Here is a 25,680-nt window from a genome sequence, read left to right on the forward strand (position 1 = left end):
GCACCGCACAATCCGAGCGCAGGTCGAACACACCCTGGCCAGGATGAAGAACTGGAAGATCCTGCGCGATTACCGCCGCGCCGCCCGCACATTGACCGATGCCGCTTCCGGCATCGCCAACCTGCACAACATCGCCCTGACCTGGTGACAACCAACCCGCCTACGGGCAACGCCTCGACCCACTTACGAGACAGCCCTTAGGGCCAGTTCCGGACGATCTACTTCCGGTTCATCTCGTAATTTCCTAGCCTGCTCGTGTGCCGACCGATCCCAGCCCCACGGCAAGAGCACTACGTGCCCTCGAGATCCTCCAGACCCGCCCCAGCACGACCGCCGACCAACTCGCCGAGAGACTGGGTGTCACGGAGCGGGCCGCGCGCCGGTACGTCGGGATCCTCCGGGAGGCGGGCATCCCCGTCGAGTCGGCCCGGGGCCCTCACGGCGGGTACCGGCTCCGAGGCGGGACGAGGCTGCCCCCGGTGGTCTTCACGCAGGCCGAGGCGCTTGGTCTGGTCATGGCGGTGCTCGACGGCCAGCCGGCCGCCGCCGACGTCGACGACCTCGTAGGTGCTGCCCTCGGCAAGGTCATCCAGGCCCTGCCCGAGAGCGTCGGCCGGCAAGCGGCCGCGCTGCGGCAGCATGCGTCGGCCGCGCCCGACCGGTACTCGGCCCGTCCAGATCCCGCCACCACCAGCGCACTCGTCGCTGCCGTCGCGGCCCGACGCCGCGTGCTGGTCACGTATCGGAGCGAGACCGGCAACCAGTGGGACGCCGAGGTGGACCCCTGGGCGGTCGTCGTCCGCCACGGGCGCTGGTACCTCCTGTGTCATTCCCATCGGGTGGACGCGATCCGCACCTACCGCGTCGACCGGGTCCGCGCGGTCCAGCAGACCACGCGCGAGTTCGAGCCGCCCGACGACCTCGACCCGGTCGCCGCGCTGGAGGAGAACCTGGGCATGGGGTGGGAGTTCCCCACCCACGTGGTGTTCGACGCTCCGCTGGCTGAGGTGGCCCCGTGGATCCGGCCGCCCATGGGACGGCTTGAACCATCAGGAGACGGGTGCGTGCTCGTCGGCAGCACGAGCAATCCGGTGATGTATGCCCAGGAGTGGTTGGCGAGTGTGCCGTTCGCCTTCCGCGTCGTTGGCGGACAAGAGCTTTGTGCCGCGATCGCGATGCTCGCGACGCGTTTCGCTGCCGCCCTGGCGGACCGTACCTCGACAGCGATGTCGGAGGATACGACGACCACTGATCGATGAATCCAGTACCTGATCATCCGGCATTGGCATACGAACAGCCTCAGGCCACCACCGATACCGCCGAAGCGGTTGATGCTCGTCAATCAATAGCATCGAGTGCCATGAGGCTGAGAATCGCTCTTGCGTTGGCCGCACTCGCCACCCTGCTCTACACCGTCGGCGCACCATACGACCACGGCGGCTGACCCGGCTCGAGAACGAGACGTCGCCAGCATGACGTCCACCCGCACCACGTCGAAGATCACGCCCGAAGGGCCGACCGACAGCGCCGTCCGGGGAACGATCAGCGGTCAGCGGCGCCAGGGCCGACCGCGGACGGTCGGCCCTGGCGCGGCGGTGCCGGCGGAGTGGGCATCAAGGCTTCAGCCGCCGGCTCGTCGTGTTCAGGCGGTGGGTTCGTCGTCGGCGTCGCTCGGCGTCAAGGCGACGCCCGCCGGCGGGTTGTAGACCCAGCAGGTGCTGTGGTGGGACTCGAACCGCCGCTGGAACGGCGTGGCGAGCGGGTGGTTACGCAGCGCCAGGATGTTCTCGTCGTTCTGCCGCAACGCCCGGTACGTCAGGTTGTGGCTACCCAGGTAGAGCGTCGACTGGGCACCCTGACGGATGATCATGAACTTCTCGTGCATCGGGATGCCCTGCTGTTCGCCCTTCTCGTTCTCCGTGTAGCCGCAGAGGTGGACGGGCATGGCCCTGGCGAGGTCCACCAACGCGGCCATGGGTTTGCCCTTGTCGTGCGGGGCGCCGGACTTGGCGCCGGTGACGATCCGGACCTGGCACCCGCGCTTACGTGCGGCGATGAGTTCGTTCACCACGGCCCGGCGCTGGATCCGGAAGTTCGCCAGGTCGACCTTCGTCGAACTGGAGCAGCTGAGGCCCTTGAGAATGCGTACGACCGGGTCGTTGCTCCCGCTGCGCGCGGTGCTGCCGGCGGCCTCCCGGCGCGGGAAGGTGTAGAGGCGGTGTGCGCCGGCGGCGTAGGTCCGGCCCGCGTTGTCGTCGCTCGCCCCTGACCTGCCGTGCGCCATCAGGTCGTTGAAGTACCGCAGGTAGTCCGCGTACAGGCCGGCGTGGCTGATGGTGATGGCATCCTCGTACGCCGCGTAGTAGTCGAGGTTGGCCGACGAGACGTAGAGGACGTTCCTCGCCGTTCCACCTCCCGCCACCCGCACGCTGGAGATCGTCATGAACTTGTCGTGCAGCAGCGGCGGGTTGTTCAACGGGGACCCCGTACGGTTGGTCATGCAGCCGCGGGTCGACTGCTTGTCGGGGCGCCTCGTGCCACACTCCACGACCGTTATCGACGGGGTCGCCTTGAGGGCCTGGTAGAAGGCGTCCCCGGCCCAGACCTGGCTGCCGTTGATGACGATGCGTACCCGCACCCCACGCGCTGCGGCGGCCTTGAGCGCGTCGAGGACCTCCTGACGGTTGAAGAAGTAGAGGGTGAGCGAGAGGGTCGCCCCGGTCGGCGTCGCGTTGATGAGCCGGGCCACGTGGGCGCCGACCCCCTTGTGCATGTCGGGGAATTCCTGCTTGCTGTTGAACCAGGCGTAGTTGTAGACCTCGCCGGCGGCGATGGGGACCACCGCCGCCGCGGCGGGAGCGGCCGCCTCGGCGGCGGTCCCCGCCGCGACCGGGGCCGCCGGCAGCGAGACCGCCGTCAGCACGGCGGCGGCCATGGCGAGGCCGCGCAGATAGGGTTTTCTGGTCATGCGGCACTCAACTCCCTCGTCCGGGCCATGCACGATGTCGATTGCACGGTGATCAGTCCTTCCCCGTGATCCAGGGGTCGCGGCGGGCATCACCTGCCACCGGGACCCGGTCACTTCGCCGCCGGCAACGGCCGTTGACATTGACTGACTTCGAATGTGCCGGCGGGTGGTGGAAGCACTGTGGAAGGAGCGTGAAAACGTGCGGGAGTCGCCGGCACGATCGGTGATCCGCGCGGCGGCACCGGAGGCCTCGGCGGGAGTGGCGAGCCGTAACGCCGCCGGCAACTCCGGTCGATTCGTCAGCGTGTCTCCTCGATCACCTGCTCGGCAGCGCGGCGTACGTCGTCCAGCAGGATCTGCATGTCGCGGCGGGTGGTGCGGTAGTTGAGCACGCAGCCGCGCAGCGCGAAGCGGCCGTTGATGGTCGCGTTGGACAGGTACGAACTGCCGGCCTGCTGCAGCGCCACCATGATCCGTTCGTTGAGCCGGTCGAGTTCCTCCTCGTCGGCCTCGGACCGTGGGCCGGCAGGTGCGGTGCGCGGCAGGTAGCGGAAGCAGAAGATGGAGAGCTCGACCGGGGCGAGCAGCTCGAAGTCGGCGCTGGCGTCGACAAGGTCGGCCAGGTGGCGGGCGCAGTCGAGGTTGCCCTCGATCGCGTCGCCAACAGCTCGCGAACCGGCGTGCGCCAGCGCCATCCAGACCTTGAGGGCTCGGAAGCGCCGGGACAGGTCCGGACCGTAGTCCCAGAAGGCGAAGGACTCGGCCGGCTCGGTCTGCATGACCCGGATGAAGTCGGCGTCCACGCTGAAGGCGCGCCGCGCCGCCTCGGGGTCGCGGTAGATGAGGCAGCCGCAGTCCGCGGGCAGGTAGAGCCACTTGTGCGGGTCAAGGGCGATCGAGTCGGCCTCCGACATGCCGTCGAAGAGCGGGCGGGCCGAGGGAGCGAGCCGCGCGAAGCCGCCATAGCACGCGTCGACGTGCATCCACAGCCCGTACCGCCGGACGACCGCCGCGATCTCGGCGAGCGGGTCGACCGCGCCGGTGACGACGGTGCCGGCGTTCGCCACCACGCAGAGCGGCTCCGCCCCGGCGGCCCGGTCCTCCTCGATGGCGCGGACCAGGGCGTCGACGTCCATCCGGAAACGGGCGTCCACCGGGATCTCGCGGACGTTCGCGCGGCCGATGCCGAGCAGCGCGGCGGCCTTGTGGATCGAGTGGTGGGTCTGGGTGGAGGTGTAGACGCGCAGCGGCGCGGGGTGGGCGGCCGCGCCGTGGGTGGCGACCGCGTCGCCGCAGTGGCGGTGTCGGGCGGCGGCGAGCGCGGTGAAGTTGGCCATCGAGCCGCCGCTCATGAACAGGCCTCCGGCGCCCGGGTCGCAGCCGAGAACCTCCTTGATCCAGTCGATGGCCACGTGCTCCAGTTCGGTGGGAGCCGGGGCGGACCGCCACGCGGTGAGGTTCGGGTTCAGCGCCGACGCGAGGAGGTCGGCCACCGCGGCGACCGCGGTGCCCGGTGCCGAGACGTACCCGAAAAAGCGGGGATGCCCGTTGTGCCGGCTGCCGGGAACGACCACCTCACGGAAGACGGTGAGCAGGTCGGTGAAGTCCCGACCCTCGACGGGCAGCGGCTCGGCGAGCAGCTCCCTCAGCGCGGCGGCGGAGGTGCGCGGGGCGATGGGCAGGTCCCGGATCGAGTCGTGGTGGGCGGCGATCCACTCGACGGCGCGCTCACCCATGTCCCGGATCTGCTCCGCCGAGGGGTCCAGGGCGGAGTCGACGCCGCGCCTGTCCGGTGAGATCGAAGTCATGGGCTGGAGAATAGTTCGAATCACCTCCTGGCGGTCGCCCACGCCGGAGCGCGAGAGGTCTGACCGCGCGGCACCCGTGGCGCCGACGGAAGTCGCGTCAGCGCAGCCGCCGGGCGGTGAACGTGGTTGGCGACTCGGCGATCGCGTCCTGGGCCGCGATCAGCTGGAGCTCCCGGGTGCCCGCCGCGAGGGTCGCCTCGAGTACGGCGAAGACGGAGGCGATGGTGCGTTCCAGTGCCGTCGCGGGCGAGCCGGTCGTCCACAGATGCGCCAGATACAGCGCCGCGGTGACGTCGCCGCCGCCGTTCGGGTTGATCGGCAGCAGCGGCGTGGTCACCGCCCAGGCGCCCTCGTCGGAGACGGCCACCACCTCCAGCGACCCCGCCGGCACGTCGCCGTGGAGCACGCTGGTGACCAGGACGTGCCGTGGCCCCGTCTCGCGGACCACGTCGACCGCCGCCAGCAACTCGGTGAGCGAGTTCGTCCTAAGGCTGGCGAGGAAGTCCAGCTCGAACTGGTTCGGGGTGATGATGTCCGCGCGCGGGACGACCACGTCCCGCAGGTACTCGGGGATGCCCGGCCGGACGAACAGACCGCGGCCGACGTCGCCCATCACCGGGTCGCAGCAGTACACCGCGTCCGAGTTGGCCGCCTTGACCCGGTCCACCGCGTCGAGGATCACCGCGCCCATCGCCGGGTCGCCTTGGTAGCCCGACAGCACCGCGTCGGCGCTGCCGAGGACCCCGCGATCGGCGATGCCCGCGATCACCTCGGCCACGTCGACCGGCGCGAGCAGCGGCCCGCGCCACGCGCCGTACCCGGTGTGGTTGGAGAAGTGGACGGTCAGTACCGGCCAGACCTCGTGCCCGAGCCGCTGAAGGGGGAAGACGGCCGCCGAGTTGCCGACGTGGCCGTAGGCGACCGACGACTGGATGGAGAGGATCTTCACCTGCTCATCATGGCGGTTCCCGCCGGTCGGCTACGCGCTACCCGGGCTTTCTGTCGGCTGACCCACTCCGGGCCACCGACAGACCGCGCCCGTGCGTGACGTCTCCGAGGCCGAGCAGGTCGGCGAAGGTCTCCGACCCGGACGCCGTGCGGGCCGCCATCCGCCCCGGCGGAGCCGGGCTGCCGGACAACACCTCCCTCGCCACGATCGTGGGCCGGATCAGCGCCGACGCCGACGCGCGCGCGGACCGGGTGGCCAGCACGCGCATCGGCATCGACGAAGACCATAGGGGCGGGTCAGCGCGGCGGAGCGGCTCGCCGATCAACTCCTCGCCGGCGACTGATCACTTGCCCGGCTTGTAGCTCCGCTCGACATGCCCCTTGAGCTCCTCGGGATAGAAGTAGACGGGCCGGAGGTCGCCACTCGCGTACCGTTCGGCCTGGTCGTTGAAGTGCGGCGAGTCGGGATGCCCGCTCGCGCCCCCCGCCGTCACCGCCCAGGCGCGAAGCCGCGGCCCGAACTCCACGACCGCGACGAAGCTGTTGCCGCTGGTGCCGTAGTAGCGCTTCGTGCCCGGGTAGCGCCGCGCCCCGAACGAGGCGAGGGAGCCCCACTGCGCGGAGGTGAAGGGCACCGGGCTGCTCGGCTTGGCGTCGTCGAACGTCTGGACGATCGCCCCGTCGTTGCGCTGGAACCGGTTGATCTCGCCCCAGGGCACCTGCCAGTTGCCGAAATCCTGGGTCAGCCGCTCCACCGCCGCCTCGAGCGCCGTGAGCCGCTGCGCATCGGTGGCACGCTCGGCGAGGTAGTCCCACATCGACATACCGGCATCTCGCGCTGCCTGGGCCAGGGGCGCCCAGAGCGCCTCTGCCCAGAACACGGCCAACGACGTCGCGGTTGACTGCGCACCCCAGCGGTAGTCCCAGCCGCGCAGCAGGCCGATCGGCCCGGCGAGCTTCGCCTTCTGCTGGTCACCCTCGGGCAGCTTGTCCCACGCCGCGGCGAGCCCGGGCACCAGCCGGGCGAACGCGGTGAGGTACGTATCGAAGGCGGCTGCGATCAGCGTCTGCAGGGTGAAGTCCCGCCGCGCAGTCAGCACCCGGATGGCCTGCGGGCCACGGGGGTTCTCGCCGGCCTGGTCGAAGTAGCGTGGATAGTCGGCGGCGTTGGGGCTGTCCGCGCCGGCCGCGGTCCAGGGCCAGTTGTTCGTGTTGAACGCCCAGCCATTCTCCGGATTCACCGCCTGTGGCAGGCTGCCGAGGCTGTGCAGCCCGCGCCAGTCGGTTGCCGGATCGCTGCCGTCGACGGGCTTGCGGTAGTCGAAGCGATCGTCTCGCACCGGCATGAACTGCGGCACCAGGAAGGCGATCTCGCCCGTCGAGTCCGCGAAGAGCGTGTTGTTCGAGCTGTTGGCCTTGAGGCCCGCCACCTGGATGAAGTCCTCGTAATCCCGCGTCTTGGTGCGCAGGAAGCTCTGTTGCAGCGCCTCGACGGGCTTGTTCATCAGCGCGAACGCGATCCACTTGCCGTCCGCCTCGCGCACGATCGGGCCGTGGTGGGTGGCGAAGGTGGTGAAGCTGCGCTGCGCCCGCCCGCCCGCCGTGGTGCGGTACGACAACGTGATGTTCTTCGTCGTCACCGGCCGCAGCTCGTTGCCGTAGCGGTAGGAGCGGCTGCCGTCCGCTCCGGTCACGATCGTCTCGGCGAACTCATCGACGTTGTCGACGCCGCTCGACGTGTGCATCCAGCCCGTGTTCGCGTTGAAGCCCTGGTAGATGAAGAACTGCCCCCAGGTGGCGGCGCCGTAGACATTGAGCCCGTCGCCGCTCGTCACATGTTGCTCGGAGCGGAAGAAGAAGCTGGTGTGCGGGTTGATCAGCAGCAGCGCATGGCCGTCTCGGGTGTGGCTCGGCGCGATCGCCATGCCGTTCGAGCCGCTGGGTTCGCGGAACAACAGCCCCCGCTCCTCATCGGTCATCGGCACCGCGCGCCTGCCATAGAAGGCTTCCAGCTGGGTGAGTGGCACCCGCTCGATGTCGCCGCCGATGCTGCCTTCGGAGAAGCTCAGCGGCATCCACGGCTCGAACCGGTTGATCACGCGTGGCTGCACCTCGGGGTGGGTCGCGAGGTAGTAGTTCAGGCCGTCCGCCCAGGCCTGCATCAGCTCGCGTAACCAGGCCGGGCTCTTCGCGTAGTCCCCCTTCAGCACCTCGGGGTCGATGAACAGCCGCTGGCGCAGGTCCTGCCAGATCGCGCTCTCGCCCTCGGCCTCGGCGAGGCGGCCGAGGCTCACCAGGTAGTTGCGTTCGATCCGGTTGAAGTCGTCCTCGGCCTGGGCGTACATCATCCCGAACACGGCATCGGCGTCGGTCTTGCCCACCACGTGCGGGACGCCCCAGTCGTCACGGATGATCGTCACGTGCGCAGCCTGCCTACGCCAGCGGGCGAGGTCGGGCGCGTGCTGCGCGGGGGCGGCGGACGCGCCGGATGGCAGCCCCGCCGCGACGGCCGCGGCTCCCGCGGCCAGCCCGGCAGCCCCGCCCAGGATGCGACGTCGGCTCAGCCCTTCGTTCTGCGCGTGGTTCATGAATGGGTCCACCTTTCTGGGCAGCAGCCGCCGTTCGGCCAGGCAAGGACAGCGGTCATCGCCGCCTCCTGACCGCTTGGGGATCAACCTGGCCCAACCTGCGTACCACTCGCTCGGGCGGCATGGCAATAGAGATCAAAAGCTATTTGACCTGCGAGACATGCTCGTGACAATCGAGATCCGTCGTGAGTGGAGTCGCGGTCGATCGCGAGTGGACTCGCGACGGGTGCGGCCCTCAGGACAGCCGCTGCGCCCGGTGCAGGATCCGCTGCAGGATCACCACCAGAGCGAGGAACGCGCCGCTGACGACTTGCTGGAACGACGAGGTGAGCACGCCGATCTGATTGATCAGGCTCTGGATCACGCCGAGCAGCAGCACCCCGGCCATCGTCCCGGTGAGCCCGCCGGCGCCACCGGTGAGCAGCGTGCCACCGATCACCACGGCGGCGATGACGTCGAGTTCCATGCCGGCGCCGAGGATGGTGACGCCGGAGGACAGGCGGGCGGCGTTGAGGGCGCCCGCCAACCCGGCCAGCAGTCCGGAGATGAGATAGACGAGGACCTTGACCCGGGCGACCGGCACGCCCATGAGCACCGCGGCCTCCTCGCTGCCGCCGATCGCATACACCTTCTGCCCGAAGCCGGTGCGCTGCAGCAGCACGCCGCCGAGCAGGACCAGAACCAGCGTGATCCAGACCGGCGCGGTGAGGCCGAGGACGGACGCCTGGCCCAGCGCGCTGAAAGCGTCGTTCCGCACCAGGTAGGTGTTCGCCCCCTCGTCGGAGACCGCGAGCATGAGGCCACGCATGCCGAGCAGGCCCGCCAGGGTCACGATGAACGGCGCCATGCCGGTGCGCGCCACGATCAGCCCTTGCACCAGCCCGATCGCGCCACACACCGCGAGCGGCAGCAGCAACGCGACGAGCAGCCCGTACCGGGAGCCGTAGGCGGCCAGCACCCCGGCGAGCACGAAGGACGAGCCGACGGAGAGGTCGATGCCGCCGCTGATGATGACGAAGGTCATCCCGATCGCGACGATCGCCAGGAACGACGACGACACCACGATGTTCGCGGCGTTCTGTGGGGTGGCGAACGAGTCGAAGGCGACGGCCCCGACCACGACGGTGACCGCCAGCACCATGAGCGCGCCGTGATGCTGGAGGAGGTGACCGACCCGTTCCCGGCGCAGTGGGCCCGGCCGGCGCCGAGCCTCGGCGCCGGCGTCCGCGTCGGCGATGGTGGTGGTCATGCGCGCCTCCCTCGGGCGGCGTAGACGGCGGCCAGGATGATGACCGCCTGGACCATCTGGGTCCAGGATTGCGGCAGGTTGTGCTTGATGAGCGTGGCCTGGAGGAGCTGGATGAGCAGGGCGCCCAGCACGGTGCCGAGCACCCGGACCCGGCCGCCGGTGAGCGGGGTCCCGCCGACGACCACGGCGGTGATCGCGGACAGTTCCATGAGCAGGCCCAGCGAGGTGGGGTCGCTGGCTTGCAGCCGGGACGTGGCCAGCACCCCGGCCACCGCGGCGAGCAGGCCGGAGATGAGGTAGACGGTGACCAGGACGCGTCGTACCGGCAGGCCGGACAGCCGGCTCGCGGCCCGGTTGCCACCCACGGCGACCAGCTGGCGGCCGAAGGTGGTGCGCTTGACCAGGAACGCGACCAGCACGGTGAGCGCCGCCGCGATGATGACCACCAGCGGCAGGCCGAGCACGGACCGGCTGCCGAGGGTGATCAGCGTGGGGTTGCGGAACTCGGTGAGCTGCGGCACCAGCACGTTCGCCAGGCCGCGTACGCCCACCAGCAGTGCCAGCGTCGCCACGATGGGCTGCACCCCCACGTACGCCACCAGCGCGCCGCCGCCGGCGCCGACGGCGGCGCCGCCGATCAGGGCCGCGACGATCGCGACCGGAGCGCCGTACCCGAGGTAGAGCACCACCACCGCCGAGGCGAGCGCCATCACCGAACCTACGGACAGGTCGATACCCTCGGTGCCGATCACCAGCGCCATCCCGAGCGAGGTGATCACGACGGGCGCCACCTGGATCAGCTGGGTCCGGAAGTTCGCCACCTCGAGGAAGTGCGGCGTGAACACCACGTTGAAGAGCAGGAGCGCGAGCACCGACACGTAGACGCCGTACTCCTGCAGCCACGCGAGCAGGCGTACCCGCCCGCCCCAGGCGCGCGGCGCGACCGCGAGGTCAGCCATCGGTCTCTCCTGTCGCGGCAATCGTTGCCATGATCGCTTCTTCCGTAACCTGGTCCCCGCTCAGCTCGCCCGCGACCGCGCCGTCGCGCAGGACCACGACCCGGGCCGCCCCCTCGACGAGTTCCTCCAGGTCGGAGGAGATCAGCAGCACCCCGAGCCCCTCGGCCGCCAACTCGTCGATGAGTGCCTGCACCTCGGCCTTGGCCCCGACGTCGATGCCCCGGGTCGGCTCGTCGAGCAGCAGCACCTTCGCGCCGGTCGCCAGCGAGCGGGCCAGCAGGACCTTCTGCTGGTTGCCGCCGGACAGCTCGGCGACCTTCTGGTCGGGGGAGGCGGCCTTGATGCGGAGCCGCCGCATGAAGCTGTCGACGACCCGGTCAACCCGGGCGTCGGACACCACTCCGGACCGGGACAGCTGGGGCAGGGCGGCCAGCGCGATGTTGTCCTTTACCGACAGGGTCGGCACGATGCCCTCGGCCTTGCGGTCCTCGGGGACGAGGCTGACGCCGGCCCGGATCGCGGCCGCCGGAGAACCTCGGCGCACCTCCTGCCCAGCTACCAGCACCGTGCCACCGTCGAGCGGAAGGGCACCCGCGATCGCCTTGGCCGTCTCGCTGCGCCCGGCGCCCAGCAGCCCGCCCAGGCCCACCACCTCGCCGGGGCGGACCTGCACGGACACGTCACGCAGGGCAGGCCGGCGGGACAGCGATCGGGCCTCCACCAGCGGCCCGCTGGCCGCGGCGGTGTGCTCGCCGGAGAACTTCGTCGCCCCCTCCCGCCGGATCTCGGCGGGGTCGCGGCCGAGCATCAGCGCGACGAGATCCACCCGCGGCAACTCGTCGAGCGGTCCGGCGTGCGCCACCCTGCCGTCGCGCAGCACGGTGACCCGGTCGCAGATCCGGTACAGCTCGTCGAGGCGGTGGCTCACGTAGATCAGCGAGATGCCCTGCGCCCGCAGGTCGGCGATGACGCCGAAGAGGGTGTCCACCTCCCGCGGTTCCAGGGCCGAGGTTGGTTCGTCCATGATCACCACGCGGGCGTCGATGGAGACCGCGCGGGCGAGCGCCACCATCTGCTGCGTGCCCATGCCGAGCGAGCGCAGCGGCCGGCGCACGTCGATGCGGATGCCGTACCGGGTCATCACGCGCTCGGCCTCGGCGTACAGCTGCGACATGTCGATGACCCCGAGCCGGCTGCGCGGTTCCCGCCCGAGCAGCAGGTTGTGCGCGAGGCTCATCTGCGGGACAAGGTTGACCTCCTGGTAGATGGTCGAGATCCCGGCCTGTTGGGCGGCGAGGGGGTGGTCGAAGGTGACCGGCTCGCCGCGCAGCAGGAGCGTCCCCCGGTCCGGCCGGTACACGCCGGTGAGGACCTTGATGAGAGTCGACTTGCCGGCGCCGTTCTCGCCGACGAGGGCATGTACCTGCCCCGCAGCCAGCCGGAAGGACACGTCGTCGAGGGCGAGGACCCCGGGGAATCCCTTCGAGATTCCCCGGGCCTCCAGAACCGCGGTCGCCATCAGTACGCGTTTCCCAGGCTCTCCTTGGCATTCGCCGTCGTGTACTCCTGGTCGCTGATGATCACCGTGGCCGGGATCCCCTCCCCGTCCAGGAACTTCTGGGTGGTGGCGAAGGCGAGCGGCCCGAAGCGCGGGTTCGACTCGACGACCGCGGACAGCCAGCCGTCGACGATGCCCTGCACGGCGGCGCGCGTGCCGTCCACCGACACGATCTTGACCTGGCCGGGCGACTTCCCCGCGCCCTTGAGCGCCGTCACCGCCCCGAGCGCCATCTCGTCGTTCTCGGCGTAGATGCCCTTGGTGCCGGGGCGGGACTGGATCAGCTGCTCGGTGACCTGCTGGCCCTTCTCCCGGGTGAACTCGCCGGTCTGCTCGAACGAGATGGTGACGCCAGGTGCCTTCTCCTGGATCCGGTCCTTGAAGCCCTTGGTCCGGTCGGTGGTGACGTTGTTGCCGGGCGCGCCGAGCAGGATGGCGACCTCACCCTGGCCGCCGAGGGCCTGGATCATCTGGTCGGCCGCCCGCTCGCCCTGCTGATAGAAGTCCGACCCGATGAAGGTGAGGTAGTCGGTGCACGGCTGAGCGTTGATCTTGCGGTCGATGGTGATGATCGGGACCTTCTTCTCCGCCGCCTGCCTCAGCACCGGCTCCCAGCCGTCGGAGTTCAACGGCGCGATGACCAGCAGCTTGGCGCCCTGGGCGATGAGCTGCTGAACGTCCGAGATCTGCTTGGAGAACTGGGACTGCGCGTTGGTGACCCGCAGGTTGGCGATGCCGAGCTTGGCGGCCTCGTCCTTGATGGACCTGGTCTCGGCGATCCGGAACGGGTTGGCTTCCTTCTCCGACTGCGAGAAGCCGACCACGTCCTTCTTCAGGTCGAACTTCTGCCCGCCAAAGCTCTGCAAGGTGCAGGTCGGGCCGGCGGCGCCCTGGCTCTGCACGACCTGCTGACCTGCGCTGCCGGCCGGTGCGGGCGTATCGCCGCTGTCCTCGCCCTTGGCGCACGCCGCGGTGGCGAGCAGGGCGGCCAGCGCGACCGCCGCCAATCCGGATGTCCTGGACATGAGGGCTTCCTTTCCCGAGGCGGTTCTCACTCAGCGGGGATGGGGTCGGGGGCCGCCGCCGCGGTGGGCACCGCGGCGGCGACGGCGAGGAGGCGGATTCGCCTCACCGCAGGCCTCCGGAGGCGTACAGCTGACCGACCTCGGTGGCGGACAGCGCGCGGTCGTAGATCCGCACCTGGTCGATCGCGCCACGCCAGTAGTCGACCGGGCCGCCGTTGAACCTGGCCCGCCCGATGACGGTCGGTCCGCTGGACGCCTCGCCCAGGCAGGAGCTGGCCGTGCCAGCCTGCTGACCGTCGACGTAGAGCGTCAACGTGCCGACGGCGGCATCCCGCACGCCGACCAGGTGGTACCAGCGGCCGGTCTCGGGTGCGGCCGGGGCGAGCGCCCGGACCCCGGCGAAGCTGAACGCGAACCGGTTGTCCGCGCCCGAGTACTGCAGGAAGAAGGCGCTGTGGCTGCCGCCGTCCTGGCTGACCGCGGTGGCGAACCCGCCGCGGCTGTCCAGCTTGACCCACGCCGAGGCGGAGTAGTTGCCGGTGGTGTCGAGGATCGCGGCGCCCGTGTCGACGTACTGGTTCACGCCGTTGAGCTGCACCGCGGCGCCGGAGTGGCCGCTGGTCCAGGTCGCGCCGTTCACCAACGTCCCGTCGTGGTTGCCGGCCTTGTCGTCGGTCACCGTGCCGGCGCCCTCGTCCAGCGGCCACCAGCCCACCCCGGTCAGGCCGGGCGTGCCCGGCGGCAACTGCGGGGCGTTCGCGCCGGTGCCGTCGACCGAGCGGACGATGGCCCGGTTGACGTCCCGGACGCGGTCGAAGTCCATCTTCTGGATCTGGCGGTCATAGGTGTAGAAGCCGTTGACCTCGTGCTCCACGTCGGTGGTCTGGGTGTAGACGGCGCCGGAGAGCCCGCACCGGTTGGCCACGGTCAGCAGGTCACGTTGGTTCTCGACGTAGCGTCGGGTGAGCGTGGCGCTGTCCGGTGTCATCTCGTAGGCGTGGCCGTCGCCGAACCACATGTGGCCGTCGACCTTCAGGCCGAAGCCGCCGTGCTCGCCGTCCACGGCGACCCGGTCCCCGCCGGGCACCGGCGAGGCTGGTCCGACGTACTGGTGGAAGTCGACGATGTCGCCGCGCCCCGAATCACCCTTGGAGTCGCAGCAGTTCACGCCGCTGTGCGCGTTGACCATCCGGCTCGGGTCCTGGGCCCGCAGCTCGTCGGCGATCCGCCCGGTCGCCGAGCGGTCCCACTCGCCCCAGCCCTCGTTGAACGGTACCCAGACAGTGATCGAGGTCCAGCTCTGGTGCTCGGCGACGATCTCCTTCAGTTGCCGCTCGAACTCCTGCTGCGCGTCGACCGGCGGGATGCCCCCGGTACGCATGGCCGGCATGTCCTGCCACACCATGAGGCCCAGCCGGTCGGCCCAGTAGTACCAGCGGTCCGGCTCCACCTTGATGTGCTTGCGGATCGTGTTGAAGCCGAGCCGCTTGGTCTCGGCGATGTCGAAGCGCAGCGCCTCGTCCGTCGGCGCCGTGTAGATGCCGTCCGGCCAGAAGCCCTGGTCCAGGGTGGACATGTTGAACAGGATCTTGCCGTTGAGGGCCAGGTGAAGCTTGCCGTCGGCACCCTTGACCTTGGTCACCTCGCGCATGCCGAAGTAGGACTCGACCCGGTCGGCCTCCTTCCGGCCGTCCAGCACCCGCACCTGCAGGTCGTAGAGGTACGGCGAGTCGGGCGACCACAGCCGCGGGTTCGGCACCGGGACGCGCAGCTCGGCGCCGGCCGGCCCGGACGCGCGGCCGACGACCTTGTTGCCGGCGTAGGCGACGGCCTCGACCGTGCGGCCGCTGCCGCCGGCGACCTGCGCGGTGAGCCGGAGGCTGGCGTCGTCGACGTCCGGGGTCATCCGCAACCGCTCGACGTGGCTCGCCGACACCGGCTCCATCCACACGCTCTGCCAGATGCCGGACGACGAGGTGTAGAAGATGCCGCGGTCGGGCCGGTTGCGCTGCTTGCCGACCGGCTGCCAGGTCTGGTCGGTGCGGTCCTCGACGCCGACCACCAACTCCTGGGCTCCCCGGCCGTGCAGGGCGTCGGTGACGTCGACGCTGAAGCCGTCGTAGCCGCCGCGGTGGGTGGCGACCTTGACGCCGTTGACCCAGACCGTGGCGTCGTAGTCGACGGCGCCGAAGTTGAGCCGCAGCCGCTCGTCGCCGCCGATCCGCCAGTTCGCCGGCACGCCGAACGTGCGCCGGTACCACATCCGGTCCTCGTGCCGCTGGATGCCGGACAGCGCCGACTCGATCGGGTACGGCACGAGCACCCGCTCGCTGAGCTGCTCGCCGATCGGCGGAGCTTCGCCCTCCTGCGCCCCCGCGAACTGCCAGACCCCGTTGAGGCTCTCCCACCTCTTACGGACCAGCTGCGGACGGGGGTAGTCGGGAAGCGCGTTGTCCGGCGACACCTGACCGGTCCACGGCGTGGCGATCGGTGGTGTGCCCGGATGCCAGGTCGCCTCGGCGCGCGCGACCCCTGGCACGCCGCCGAGCACGCAGGCCACGGCGATCAGCACGGTGGCTGCTCTTCTCATCGTTCAGGCCCCTTTCTCACGAGCGTGGCGTGAGAGGGCAGGCCGGAGCGCCCGGGCAACGGGCCGGAGCTGAGCCGGCCGGACCGGGTGGAGGCCTGCCTGAAATCGTTGGGAAACAATCAATCATCGTCACGATCTCAAGTCAATAGCATTCGATCAGATCCGATCAGAAACGATCCGGGAGCGCTCTCATCTAGCCTCCGACGCCACAGAGTACGATCAGAACCAGACCGACCCGTTCACGAAGAGAGGACAACGTGGCACCTGGCGACGACTCCCGGACGGCGACCGAGGGCCGGCGGACCATGTTCGCCGCCGAGCGCCGGCAACGCATCCTCGAACTGATGCACGCCAACGGCGCGGTCTCGCTGCGGGACATCGCCCAGGCCGTGCAGTCCTCCGAGGTCACCGTCCGACGTGACCTGCGGATCCTGGAGGCCGACGGGCTGCTCAACCGCCATCACGGCGGCGCCACCCTGCCCGGCGCGCTGGCCACCCTGCCCGGCGCGTTGTCCCGGGAACCCACGTACGCCCAGAAAGCCCAGGTCGCCGCCGCCGAGAAGGCCGCCATCGCCGAGCTCGCGGCATCGCTCGTCGAGGACGGCGACGCCATCGTCATCGGCGCCGGCACCACCACCCAACTCTTCGCCCAACAGCTCGCCCGGTATGCCGAACTCGCCGTCGTGACCAACTCGCTGCTGGTCGCCCAGGCGCTCGCCAACGCGCCGCGGGTCGAGGTCGTCCTCACCGGCGGTACGCTGCGCGGTGCCATCCTCGCGCTGGTCGGCAGCGCCGCCGAACGCTCGCTCGCGGGTCTGCGGGTCCGCCGGGCCTTCATCTCAGGCAACGGCCTCACCGCCGAACGCGGCGTCTCCACGCCGAACATGCAGGTCGCCAGCGTCGACCGGGCGCTCGCCGCGGCGGCCGAGGAGATCGTCGTACTCGCCGACCACACCAAGATCGGAGTCGACACCATGGTGCAGACCATCCCCACGGACGAGATCGACCACCTCGTGACCGACGACGCCGCCCCCCGCGACGTGCTCGACGAACTGGCCAACCGGGCCGTCCGGCTGCACGTCGCCCGGCCCTGACGTCTTTACCTTTCCACCCGCCGTGCGCGATCATTCGCCTCAGCCGGCTCGCCAGCCGCTGCGAGGAGGCACTGTGGCAGGCAGCAGCACCGTGATCGAAGCCGCGGGCGTGGTCCGGAACTTCCCCGGCACCCGCGCCCTCGACCACGTCTCCTTCACCCTCGGACAGGGCGAGGTGCACGCCATCCTCGGCGAGAACGGCGCCGGCAAGTCGACGCTGGTCAAGGTGCTCTGCGGCATCGACCGGCCGGACGCGGGCGTGCTGCGGCTGCACGGCACGCCGGTGCTGTTCTCCTCGTCGCGCGACGCCGAGCGCGCCGGGATCGGCGCTGTCCACCAGGAGGCCAACCTCGTCCCACAGATGAGCGTCGCCCGCAACCTGTTCCTGGGCCGCGAACCGCGCCACCGGATCGGCCTCATCAACGTCGCGGCGATGAACACCCGGGCGAGCGACATGATGGCCGCCTGCGGCCTACGGATCGACGTACGCCAGCCCGTCGAGTCGTTCGACGCCGGGATCCAGCAGTTGGTCGCGGTGGCCCGCGCGGTCGCCATCGGCACCTCGGTGATCGTCCTCGACGAGCCCACGGCCGGCCTGGACGACGATCAGGTCGAACGACTGCTCGCCATGCTCGACGCGCTGCGGGCCCAGGGCCGGTCGATCGTCTACGTCAGCCACCGCCTCGCCGAGATCGAGCGGATCTGCGACCGGGCCACCGTGCTGCGCGACGGCCGGCTGGTGCACACGGGTCCGCTCGCCGGCCTCGACCGGATGCGGCTCGTGTCGCTGATGCTCGGGCGGCGGGTGTCGCTCGGGACGCCGGCCCCCGGAGGCGTGGCCGCAGAGCCCGCCGACCCACCGATCCTGCAGGCCACCGGACTCACCCGCCGCCACGTTCTCGGCGGCGTGTCGATCAACCTCCGGCCGGGCGAGGTCGTCGGCCTCAGCGGGCTGCTGGGTGCGGGCCGGAGCGAGACGGCGAAGGCGATCGCCGGCGCCATGCCGCTGGACGCCGGGCAGGTGACCGTCTCCGGCGCCCGCCTGCGCCGGCGCTCGATCGCCGGCGCCGTCCGCGCCGGGGTGGGGCTGCTGCCACAGAACCGTACGACCGAGGGCATCATCGCCTCGCTGTCGGTGCGCGACAACATCGCGCTCGCCGCGCTCCCCCGGCTCTCCCGCGCCGGCATCGTCTCCGAGGCCCGCCTCGACCGGATTGTCGAGACCTTCGTGCGCCGGCTCCGGATCAAGGCAACCGGCCCGCACCAACCGGTCGGGGAACTCTCCGGCGGCAACCAGCAGAAGGTGCTGCTGGCCCGCTGGCTCGCCACTCACCCGCGGGTGCTGATGCTCGACGAGCCCACCCGCGGCATCGACATCGGCACCAAGTCCGAGGTGCAGGCGCTCATCGACGATCTCGCGGTGGACGGGCTGGCGGTCATGCTGATCTCCTCCGATCTGGAGGAACTCGTCGGTTCCTGCGACCGGGTCCTGGTGCTGCGCGACGGCGCCGTCGCGGGGCAGCTGACCGGCCCCAGCGTCACCGAGAAGAACATCATGGCGTTGCTCGCGGCGAGTTGACCACCGCGACGCCGCCGCGCCTGGGTCAGCCGGGCCGCCTCAGGCTCCCCGCCGCGCGCCGCTGGATTTGATGCATTCAAGAATAAAATGGAGCATACTGCGCACTGTGGTCGCGACCCGCGGACTTCGAGCGCATGCTGCGCGGTGCCGCGCTCCGCGTGGCCCGTCCGCAGCGGGCGGTGCTGGCCGCGGTGCACGCGCATCCGCACGCCGACACCGTCTCGATCTTCGGTGCCGTACGTAGGAACTGCCCGAGGTGTCCCACCAGGCCGGGTACGACCTGCTGCGCGCGCTGACCGACGTCACCTACTGGGGTGTTTGCCGCGAGTGTCGCGCGGCAAACGCCAACAGTTGAACGAACGAGAACCACGACAGGAGAAGGAGCGACGTGTCTGAGCGCGGCAGCGAGAGCGAAAACCCGGTAATCCCGTCCCCCACTCCGACCCCGCACCGGCCTAGGACCAACCAGGACTGGTGGCCGAATCAGCTGAACCTGCAGGTTCTGCACCAGCACTCGCCGCGAGCCAATCCGATGGGCGCGGACTTCGACTACGCCGAGGAGTTCAAGACCCTCAACGTGGACGAGCTCAAGCAGGACATCCTCGACGTGATGACGGCGTCGCAGGACTGGTGGCCGGCCGACTACGGCCACTACGGGCCGCTCTTCATCCGGATGAGCTGGCACGCCGCCGGCACGTACCGCATCGAGGACGGCCGTGGCGGCGCCGGCGACGGCGCACAGCGATTCGCTCCGCTCAACAGCTGGCCCGACAACGCGAACCTCGACAAGGCCCGCCGGCTGCTGTGGCCGGTCAAGCAGAAGTACGGGCGGAAGATCTCGTGGGCCGACCTCCTGGTCTTCACCGGCAACGTCGCCCTGGAGTCGATGGGCTTCAAGACCTTCGGCTTCGGCTTCGGGCGGGAAGACGTCTGGGAGCCCGAGGAGATCTTCTGGGGACCGGAGGACACCTGGCTCGGGGACGAGCGCTACAGCGGTGACCGGGAGCTCGCCGGACCGCTCGGCGCCGTGCAGATGGGCCTCATCTACGTGAATCCGGAGGGCCCCAACGGCAACCCGGATCCGCTGGCCGCGGCCCGGGACATCCGCGAGACCTTCCGCCGGATGGCCATGAACGACGAGGAGACCGTGGCGCTGATCGCCGGCGGCCACACGTTCGGCAAGACCCATGGCGCCGCCTCCGCCGAATACGTCGGCCCGGAGCCCGAGGGCGCTCCCGTCGAGAGCCAGGGCCTTGGCTGGAAGAACACTTTCGGTAGCGGCAAGGGCCGGGACACGATCACCAGCGGGCTCGAGGGTGCGTGGACGCCCACCCCGATCACGTGGGACAACAGCTTCTTCGAGACCCTCTTCGGTTACGAGTGGGAGGTGACCGAGAGCCCGGCCGGCGCGAAGCAGTGGAAGCCGAAGGGCGGCGCCGGGGCGGACGCCGTGCCCGACGCGCACGACCCGGCGGTCAGGCACGCCCCGATGATGGCGACGACCGACCTCGCGCTGCGCGTGGACCCGATCTACGAGCCGATCTCGCGGCGTTTCCTGGAGAACCCGGATCAGCTCGCGGACGCGTTCGCCAAGGCGTGGTACAAGTTGCTGCACCGCGACATGGGGCCCGTCACGCGCTACCTGGGCCCGTGGGTTCCCGAGCCGCAACTGTGGCAGGATCCCGTCCCCGCGGTCGACCACCAGCTCATCGGGGCTGAGGACATCGCTGCCCTCAAGGGCACGATCCTGAAATCCGGACTGTCCATCGCTCAGCTGGTCCGCGCCGCGTGGGCGTCGGCGGCGAGCTTCCGCGGCACCGACATGCGTGGCGGCGCCAACGGGGCCCGGATCCGCCTCGAGCCGCAGCGGAACTGGGAGGTCAACGACCCGGCCGAACTGGCCACGGTGCTGCGGGCCCTCGAGCAGATCCAGCAGGAGTTCGACAACAGACAGTCCGGTGGCACGAAGGTGTCGCTCGCCGACCTGATCGTCCTGGGCGGATGCGCGGCGGTCGAGCAGGCGGCGAGGAACGCCGGCCACAAGATCACCGTGCCGTTCCGGCCGGGCCGTACGGACGCCTCACAGGAGCAGACCGACGTGGCGTCGTTCGCCGTGCTCGAGCCGAGGGCGGACGGATTCCGCAACTACCTGCGCGCCGGACAGAAGTTGCCGCCGGAGACGCTGCTGCTGGACCGGGCCAACCTGCTGACCCTGACCGCTCCCGAGATGACGGTCCTGCTCGGCGGCATGCGGGCCCTGCAGGCCAACACCGGGAACGCACGACACGGCGTCCTCACCGACCGGCCCGAGACGTTGACGAACGACTTCTTCGTGAACCTGCTCGACACCGGCACCGAGTGGACGGCCGCCACCACGGCCGAGAACGTGTTCGAGGGGCGGGATCGGGCCACGGGCGAGGTCAGGTGGACCGCCACCGCCGTTGACCTCGTCTTCGGCTCGAACTCCCAGCTCCGAGCCATCGCGGAGGTCTACGGCAGCCGCGACGCGCAGGAGAAGTTCGTCCAGGACTTCGTCACGGCGTGGGTCAAGGTCATGAACCTGGACCGGTACGACCTCGCCTGACCCGACGGGCCCCGGCCGCCGAGAACGGTGACCGGGGCCCGTCGACGTCGGTGAGTTGCGGAGCTGTCCGCCGGGCTCCGGAGGGAACCACTACTGACGGGTCATCAGGTACGCCACCACGATCGCCGCGACCAGCGCCAGCGCGGCCAGCACCGCGGCGGTGATCTTGGCGGCGCTGTACGGGCGTTCGCCGATGACCTCGCCGGTCCGGGCGTTGACCAGGACCTGGTACGACCGGCCGGCGTGCAGGTACGCGGCGATCCACACCGGCAGTAGGAGCAGCTTGTAGGTGACGCCCGAGTAGGTGGTGCGCACGGAGGTGACCCGCTGCTCGTCGCCGCCGATGTCCGACCGGCAGTCCCGCTCGATGACCGGCGCCATCCGGGCCTTCGCCGCCGCCAGCCCCGCCTCGGGCTCGGTGTCGTACCGCAGCGCGTGATAGCCGGCCAGGTAGTCCCCGTGGTAGGCGACCGCCTCGGCCAGCGGCCACGGGGTCAGCTGGTCCAGCTGCTTCTCCGGCAGGTGGGCCGTGGCGGGCACCAGCACGTCGTCGAAGTCCCGGCGGACGGTGCCGCTCGCCGGATACCACCGGGTGTGCCGCACCTGCCGGGTGCGCGTCTCCTGCCTGCCGTCCACCGTCACCGTGTACGTCTCGGTGACGTAGTAGTACTCGCCGCGCTGGCCCCGGTAGTCCGAGACGGTCCGCGCGTCGAATGTCCAGTGCGGCAGGTAGGTGCCCTTGAGCGTCTCCGCCTCGCTGACCTTCTTCAGGCTGTTCGGCGCGAACCAGCGGCTGCGGCACCACCGGCCCAGGGCGGTGCGCACGCCCGCCTGGTCCACCGCGAACGGCAGCACCGCCTCCGGAGCGATCAGCTCGACCGCCGCGGCGTCCACCACCAGCGGCGTGGCGCAGAACTGGCAGCGCTGGGCGAGCGCGTCGCTCTCGGTCCGGGCGCCGCAACCCGGGCAGACGAACGTGTACGCGCCGACGCTGGCCGCCGGTTTGCGCGGCAAGTTTGCCAGCTCCGCGTACGCGTGCTCGCGCACCTCCCGGCCGGCACCGGCGATCTGCTGCCGGTGTCCGCAGTACGGGCAGCGCAGCACCGCCGTGCCCGGCGCGTACTCCACCCGGGCACCGCAGCCGCCGCACTGGTAGGACGGCGGAAAGACGGCCGTGTCGCTCATGTCGGCACTCCGCTTCGCCGCGTGCCGGCATGCGGCACCAGCGGGCCGCGTTGATGATTCACTCGCTGGCGCTCGCTCATCGGGGCCCCCTCCGATACCGCGCGCTCACTGCGGCGGCAGCGGCGGTGGGACGCTGGCCAGCACCGACGCGAGCTCCGGCAGCTGCCCGGCCGGCTGCCACTGCGCCATGCCGGCCCGCCAGACCAGCGTGTCCGGGCCCAGCGTGCCCGCGCCCACCTGCTCGGCCAGCCCACCGAGGTCGAACGGGCCCTGTCGCTGCCCGGCGACGCCGATGTACCACTGCGTCTGGTTCGGCAGCGGCGGGGGCTCGGCGGTGCCCGGCGGCACCGGCGCCGGCTGCGTCCCCGCGCCGCCCGACATGGACCTGGCCACCTGCTGACCCACCGCCATGCCCATGCCCAGCCCGAGGCCGGCCCCGGCGCCGCCGCCCGGATTCTTCGCCGCGTCCTCCAGCGCGGTGGCCGCCTGGTAGCGGGTGAACCGGTCCAGGTCCCCGACCGCGCCCATGCCGGTCCGCTTGTCCAGCGCCCGCTCGACCTCCGGCGGCACGGAGACGTTCTCGATGACGAACTTGGGGATGGCGATGCCGACCTCGGCCAACTCCTCGGTCAGCACGGCGGCCAGCCGCCGGCCGATCGCGTCCTGGTGCGCTGCCAGGTCCAGCAGCGGCACCCCCGCCGTGGCCAGCGCGCCGCCGAGCCGCCCCACGATGAGCTGGCGCAGGTACTCCTGCACCTCCTCGGTGCGGAACTGCGGATCCGTGCCGACCAGCTCCCGCAGGAGCTGCTGTGCGTCCACCACCCGCGCCGCGTAGGCGCCGAACGCCCGCAGCCGGACCACGCCGAACTCGGCGTCCCGCAGGATCACCGGGTTCTGGGTGCCCCACTTCATGTCGGTGAACTGCCGGGTGTTGACGAAGTACACCTCGGCCTTGAACGGCGAGTTGAAGCCGTACTTCCAGCCCTTGAGGGTGGACAGGATGGGCAGGTTCCGGGTCTCCAGCGTGTAGGTGCCGGGTGGGAACGCGTCGGCGATCTGCCCCTCGTTGACGAACACCGCCGTCTGGGACTCCCGGACGACCAACTGGGCGCCCATCTTGATCTCGTTCTGGTAACGGGGGAAGCGCCAGACGATCGTGTCCCGGCTGTCGTCCAGCCATTCCACGATGTCGACGAACTCGCCCCGAAGCTTGTCCATCAACCCCACCGCGGCCCCCTCCCCCTGTCGCTGCCGAGGTCATCGGCGTCGCGGCGACGATAACAAGGGCCCGCCACCCGTGGCCGCCGCGCCGGTTCCCCCTCCCCCCGGTCACCGGGAGAACCGTGCCGCGGGCTCACCGTCGAGATGTCCCGGGGGTAGGCGGCGGCCGCAGATCACGAGCAGCAGGTCCTGAGCGAGTCCACGCAGGGGTGCTCCTGATCCGTACACCCAGTCGAGGTCGGTCGCCTGCAGGCTGACCCCGGTGAGGTCGGTGCCGAAGTACGCGATGTTCCGTGGCCGCATGCCGGCCAGCACCAGCGCCACCCGGTCCGGTGGGATGCTGCGAGGCAGCCCGAGGCCCACGGTGATGTCGAGGCCGTGGATGACGTCGTGCGACAGCGCTCCGGCGACCCCGCCGCCGGGCGGGGTCCAGGGGTGGTCGATGTTGTCCCGCAGCGCCGCGATCAGCCGCTCGGTCGGCATGCCTGCCGCGTCGCGGCGGGCGGCGCGGTCAGCCATCCGATCAAAGCTGCCGCGCGCCTTCATCAGGTCGATGAGGATCCGCCGGAGGGAGGTCCGGAACGGCATCGTCAGATGCGCGACGACCTCCCGCACCCGCCAGCCATCACACAGGGTGAGCGAATCCCATCGCTCGGCCGGCAGGGCGGCCAGCAGGTCCGCCAACTCGCGCCGTTCCGCCGCCACCGCGGCTCGAAGCCGATCTACCATCATCCGCCTCCCGTCCGTTACGCGGACCCGTCCGGATCCGCACCAGGGGATACGACGGAGGCGTTCCGAACTCATCGCTGCCGCCGTACGTCGGCCGGTATCCGTATGGTCGGGGGCGTGGTGGACACGACGGTGGACCGGCTGGAGCCGTACCGGGTGGAGCTGACCGGCTACTGCTACCGGATGCTCGGGTCCGGGTTCGAAGCCGAGGACGCGGTGCAGGAAACCCTGCTGCGCGGCTGGCGGTCGCTCGACCGGTACGACGAGCGGCGCGCCTCGCTGCGGACCTGGCTGTACCGCATCGCGACGAACGTCTGTGTCGACATGCTGCGCGGCGCGCGGCGCCGTGCCCTCGCGATGGATCTCAGCGGCCCGTCGAGGGCTGGTGCGGAGATCGGCGCGCCGGCCACCGAACGAGCCTGGGTGCAGCCCGTGCCGGACGATCTGGTGCTGCCGGCGGACGGCGGCCCGGAGGAGCAGGCCGTGCGCCGGGAGACGATCCGGCTGGCCTTCGTCGCCGTCCTCCAGCATCTGCCGCCCCGCCAGCGGGCGGTGCTGATCCTGCGCGACGTGCTGTGCTGGCGGGCCGAGGAGGTCGCGGATCTGCTGGGCACCACGGTGGCGGCGGTGACCAGCGCCCTGCAACGAGCCAGAACGACGCTCAAAGCCGCCGGGGTGACGCCGGGCGAGCCGCTGCGGCCGGACGACCGGGCCCAACGCGACCTGCTCGCCCGATACTGCGACGCGTTCGAGCGACACGACGTGACCGCGCTGGTGGCCATGCTGCACGAGGAGGCCACCATATCGATGCCACCGTTCCGCTGGTGGATCCGCGGCCGGGCGGAGATCCGACAGGCTCTGCTGGCACCGGGAACGTGCGAAGGAGCCCGGCTGGTGCCGGTGGCGGCGAACGGATCGCCGGCGTACTGGCAGACCCGGCCGGATCAGGACGGCGTGCACGTGCCGTTCGGGCTGGTCGTCCTCGATGTGTGGCAGGGTCTGGTCACCGGCAGCACCACCTACCTCGACCCCGGCCGGCTGGTCCAACTGTTCGGCCCGCCGGCCGAGCCTTGGCCGCCGATCGGGGCCTTGCCGGCCGGCCCGCCACGGGTCACCGGGCCGTTCGCGGGCCGTCGCGCGGCGCACCGATGAGTCCGGCGACTCCAGCACGTATTCCCCGGTGGGTGACAGCCACGCCAATCGGAGGAGCAATCAATGACAACGGTCCAGCCCGTCATCAGCACGCCCGACCTGGGCCGCCTGCAGGCGTTCTACGAACGCTTGTTCAACGCCGTGCAGGTGCGACGGTTCCCAGCTGACGGCCCGCCGTTCTTCGTCAGCCTCATGCTGGGCGATTCGGAGGTCGGCCTGGTCAGCCAGCCCGACACCGACCTGTCCACGCCGCCGCGGATCCTGCTCAGCGTGGACGTCGAGGATGTGGACGCGCTGCTGGACGAGGTGGTGGCAGCCGGCGGGCGGGTGCTCGGCCCACCCAACGACATGCCGTGGGGCCAGCGGGTGGCGCACGTGCACGATCCTGACGGCAACCTGATCAACCTGACCCAGGAGATCTGAGAAGACCAGGTGCCGGAGCA

19 protein-coding genes and 1 pseudogene are annotated in these 25,680 nt (G+C 70.6%); 8 read left to right on the top strand and 12 right to left on the bottom strand.

Annotated elements, in window-relative coordinates; translation table 11 throughout:
* Both ACFYML_RS20490 and ACFYML_RS20495 read left to right on the top strand, forming a co-directional pair.
* A pseudogene (locus ACFYML_RS20490) lies at nt 1–148 on the top strand (IS5/IS1182 family transposase); the annotation flags it as partial.
* 109 nt (nt 149–257) lie between these two features.
* On the top strand, nt 258–1,259 hold the full coding sequence (locus ACFYML_RS20495; RefSeq protein WP_387422141.1) for a helix-turn-helix transcriptional regulator: 1,002 nt from the start codon (nt 258–260) through the stop codon (nt 1,257–1,259).
* Nucleotides 1,260–1,642: 383 nt separating this feature from the next.
* On the opposite strand, the gene ACFYML_RS20500 is transcribed toward ACFYML_RS20495, so the two are convergent.
* The 3 genes from ACFYML_RS20500 to pdxY form a co-directional block, all read right to left on the bottom strand.
* On the bottom strand, nt 1,643–2,968 hold the full coding sequence (locus tag ACFYML_RS20500; RefSeq protein ID WP_387422142.1) for a phospholipase D-like domain-containing protein: 1,326 nt from the start codon (nt 2,966–2,968) through the stop codon (nt 1,643–1,645).
* A 299-nt stretch (nt 2,969–3,267) separates the two neighbouring features.
* On the bottom strand, nt 3,268–4,776 hold the full coding sequence (locus tag ACFYML_RS20505; protein WP_387422143.1) for a pyridoxal phosphate-dependent decarboxylase family protein: 1,509 nt from the start codon (nt 4,774–4,776) through the stop codon (nt 3,268–3,270).
* 97 nt (nt 4,777–4,873) lie between these two features.
* Nucleotides 4,874–5,725 carry a pyridoxal kinase PdxY gene (gene pdxY, locus ACFYML_RS20510; protein ID WP_387422144.1) on the bottom strand — a complete coding sequence of 284 codons (852 nt, stop codon included), beginning with the start codon at nt 5,723–5,725 and terminating at the stop codon, nt 4,874–4,876.
* A gap of 95 nt (nt 5,726–5,820) precedes the next feature.
* Between pdxY and ACFYML_RS20515 the strand changes: the two genes are divergently transcribed.
* A complete protein-coding gene (locus tag ACFYML_RS20515) occupies nt 5,821–6,087 on the top strand; it encodes a hypothetical protein (RefSeq protein ID WP_387422145.1) in 267 nt (88 codons plus the stop codon).
* Here ACFYML_RS20515 and ACFYML_RS20520 read toward each other — a convergent pair.
* The 6 genes from ACFYML_RS20520 to ACFYML_RS20545 form a co-directional block, all read right to left on the bottom strand.
* Nucleotides 6,069–8,312, bottom strand: a complete 2,244-nt coding sequence (locus ACFYML_RS20520; RefSeq protein ID WP_387422146.1) for a penicillin acylase family protein — start codon at nt 8,310–8,312, stop codon at nt 6,069–6,071. The two genes, ACFYML_RS20515 and ACFYML_RS20520, sit on opposite strands and share 19 nt — an antisense overlap.
* A gap of 235 nt (nt 8,313–8,547) precedes the next feature.
* The gene (locus ACFYML_RS20525) at nt 8,548–9,561 is read right to left on the bottom strand and encodes an ABC transporter permease (RefSeq protein WP_387422147.1); all 1,014 of its coding nucleotides are present in this window, start codon (nt 9,559–9,561) and stop codon (nt 8,548–8,550) included.
* Complete coding sequence (locus ACFYML_RS20530) at nt 9,558–10,520, bottom strand: ABC transporter permease (RefSeq protein WP_357436110.1); 963 nt, start codon at nt 10,518–10,520, stop codon at nt 9,558–9,560. The genes ACFYML_RS20525 and ACFYML_RS20530 overlap by 4 nt, the downstream gene beginning before the upstream one ends.
* Nucleotides 10,513–12,039: a sugar ABC transporter ATP-binding protein gene (locus tag ACFYML_RS20535; RefSeq protein WP_387422148.1), complete on the bottom strand. Its 1,527-nt coding sequence runs from the start codon at nt 12,037–12,039 to the stop codon at nt 10,513–10,515. The genes ACFYML_RS20530 and ACFYML_RS20535 overlap by 8 nt, the downstream gene beginning before the upstream one ends.
* Entirely contained in the window at nt 12,039–13,103 is a 1,065-nt protein-coding gene (locus tag ACFYML_RS20540) for an ABC transporter substrate-binding protein (RefSeq protein WP_387422149.1), read from the bottom strand. Before ACFYML_RS20540 ends, ACFYML_RS20535 begins: the two co-directional genes overlap by 1 nt.
* A 103-nt stretch (nt 13,104–13,206) precedes the next feature.
* Nucleotides 13,207–15,693, bottom strand: a complete 2,487-nt coding sequence (locus tag ACFYML_RS20545) for a LamG-like jellyroll fold domain-containing protein (protein ID WP_387422150.1) — start codon at nt 15,691–15,693, stop codon at nt 13,207–13,209.
* Nucleotides 15,694–15,950: 257 nt separating this feature from the next.
* Between ACFYML_RS20545 and ACFYML_RS20550 the strand changes: the two genes are divergently transcribed.
* The 3 genes from ACFYML_RS20550 to katG all read left to right on the top strand — a co-directional run bounded on the left by ACFYML_RS20550 (nt 15,951) and on the right by katG (nt 20,950).
* Nucleotides 15,951–16,787: a DeoR/GlpR family DNA-binding transcription regulator gene (locus ACFYML_RS20550; RefSeq protein WP_387422151.1), complete on the top strand. Its 837-nt coding sequence runs from the start codon at nt 15,951–15,953 to the stop codon at nt 16,785–16,787.
* Nucleotides 16,788–16,860: 73 nt separating this feature from the next.
* Nucleotides 16,861–18,366 carry a sugar ABC transporter ATP-binding protein gene (locus ACFYML_RS20555; protein WP_387422152.1) on the top strand — a complete coding sequence of 502 codons (1,506 nt, stop codon included), beginning with the start codon at nt 16,861–16,863 and terminating at the stop codon, nt 18,364–18,366.
* Nucleotides 18,367–18,754: 388 nt separating this feature from the next.
* Complete coding sequence (gene katG, locus ACFYML_RS20560; RefSeq protein ID WP_387422153.1) at nt 18,755–20,950, top strand: catalase/peroxidase HPI; 2,196 nt, start codon at nt 18,755–18,757, stop codon at nt 20,948–20,950.
* 90 nt (nt 20,951–21,040) lie between these two features.
* On the opposite strand, the gene ACFYML_RS20565 is transcribed toward katG, so the two are convergent.
* From ACFYML_RS20565 to ACFYML_RS20575, 3 genes are all read right to left on the bottom strand, one after another.
* Nucleotides 21,041–22,135 carry a hypothetical protein gene (locus tag ACFYML_RS20565; RefSeq protein WP_387422154.1) on the bottom strand — a complete coding sequence of 365 codons (1,095 nt, stop codon included), beginning with the start codon at nt 22,133–22,135 and terminating at the stop codon, nt 21,041–21,043.
* Between the two features lie 105 nt (nt 22,136–22,240).
* Entirely contained in the window at nt 22,241–23,362 is a 1,122-nt protein-coding gene (locus ACFYML_RS20570; protein ID WP_387422155.1) for an SPFH domain-containing protein, read from the bottom strand.
* 102 nt (nt 23,363–23,464) lie between these two features.
* Nucleotides 23,465–24,085: a maleylpyruvate isomerase family mycothiol-dependent enzyme gene (locus ACFYML_RS20575; protein WP_387422156.1), complete on the bottom strand. Its 621-nt coding sequence runs from the start codon at nt 24,083–24,085 to the stop codon at nt 23,465–23,467.
* A gap of 117 nt (nt 24,086–24,202) precedes the next feature.
* On the opposite strand from ACFYML_RS20575, the gene ACFYML_RS20580 reads away from it, so the two are divergent.
* Nucleotides 24,203–25,237, top strand: coding sequence for a sigma-70 family RNA polymerase sigma factor (locus tag ACFYML_RS20580; RefSeq protein WP_387422157.1), 1,035 nt, complete (start codon nt 24,203–24,205; stop codon nt 25,235–25,237).
* 63 nt (nt 25,238–25,300) lie between these two features.
* Nucleotides 25,301–25,660 carry a VOC family protein gene (locus ACFYML_RS20585; protein WP_387422158.1) on the top strand — a complete coding sequence of 120 codons (360 nt, stop codon included), beginning with the start codon at nt 25,301–25,303 and terminating at the stop codon, nt 25,658–25,660.
* Nucleotides 25,661–25,680 lie beyond the last annotated feature (20 nt).

This window comes from Micromonospora sp. NPDC007230, assembly GCF_042869115.1.
Lineage (GTDB): Bacteria > Actinomycetota > Actinomycetes > Mycobacteriales > Micromonosporaceae > Micromonospora.

What these genes read in the sequence shown, in the direction of transcription:
- ACFYML_RS20505 (WP_387422143.1), bottom strand. Translation starts at nt 4,776, where the DNA reads ATGACTTCGATCTCACCGGACAGGCGCGGCGTCGACTCCGCCCTGGAC.
- ACFYML_RS20575 (WP_387422156.1), bottom strand. Translation starts at nt 24,085, where the DNA reads ATGGTAGATCGGCTTCGAGCCGCGGTGGCGGCGGAACGGCGCGAGTTG.
- ACFYML_RS20545 (WP_387422150.1), bottom strand. Translation starts at nt 15,693, where the DNA reads ATGAGAAGAGCAGCCACCGTGCTGATCGCCGTGGCCTGCGTGCTCGGC.
- ACFYML_RS20500 (WP_387422142.1), bottom strand. Translation starts at nt 2,968, where the DNA reads ATGACCAGAAAACCCTATCTGCGCGGCCTCGCCATGGCCGCCGCCGTG.
- ACFYML_RS20535 (WP_387422148.1), bottom strand. Translation starts at nt 12,039, where the DNA reads ATGGCGACCGCGGTTCTGGAGGCCCGGGGAATCTCGAAGGGATTCCCC.
- ACFYML_RS20540 (WP_387422149.1), bottom strand. Translation starts at nt 13,103, where the DNA reads ATGTCCAGGACATCCGGATTGGCGGCGGTCGCGCTGGCCGCCCTGCTC.
- ACFYML_RS20585 (WP_387422158.1), top strand. Translation starts at nt 25,301, where the DNA reads ATGACAACGGTCCAGCCCGTCATCAGCACGCCCGACCTGGGCCGCCTG.
- ACFYML_RS20530 (WP_357436110.1), bottom strand. Translation starts at nt 10,520, where the DNA reads ATGGCTGACCTCGCGGTCGCGCCGCGCGCCTGGGGCGGGCGGGTACGC.
- ACFYML_RS20525 (WP_387422147.1), bottom strand. Translation starts at nt 9,561, where the DNA reads ATGACCACCACCATCGCCGACGCGGACGCCGGCGCCGAGGCTCGGCGC.
- ACFYML_RS20565 (WP_387422154.1), bottom strand. Translation starts at nt 22,135, where the DNA reads ATGAGCGACACGGCCGTCTTTCCGCCGTCCTACCAGTGCGGCGGCTGC.
- ACFYML_RS20520 (WP_387422146.1), bottom strand. Translation starts at nt 8,312, where the DNA reads ATGAACCACGCGCAGAACGAAGGGCTGAGCCGACGTCGCATCCTGGGC.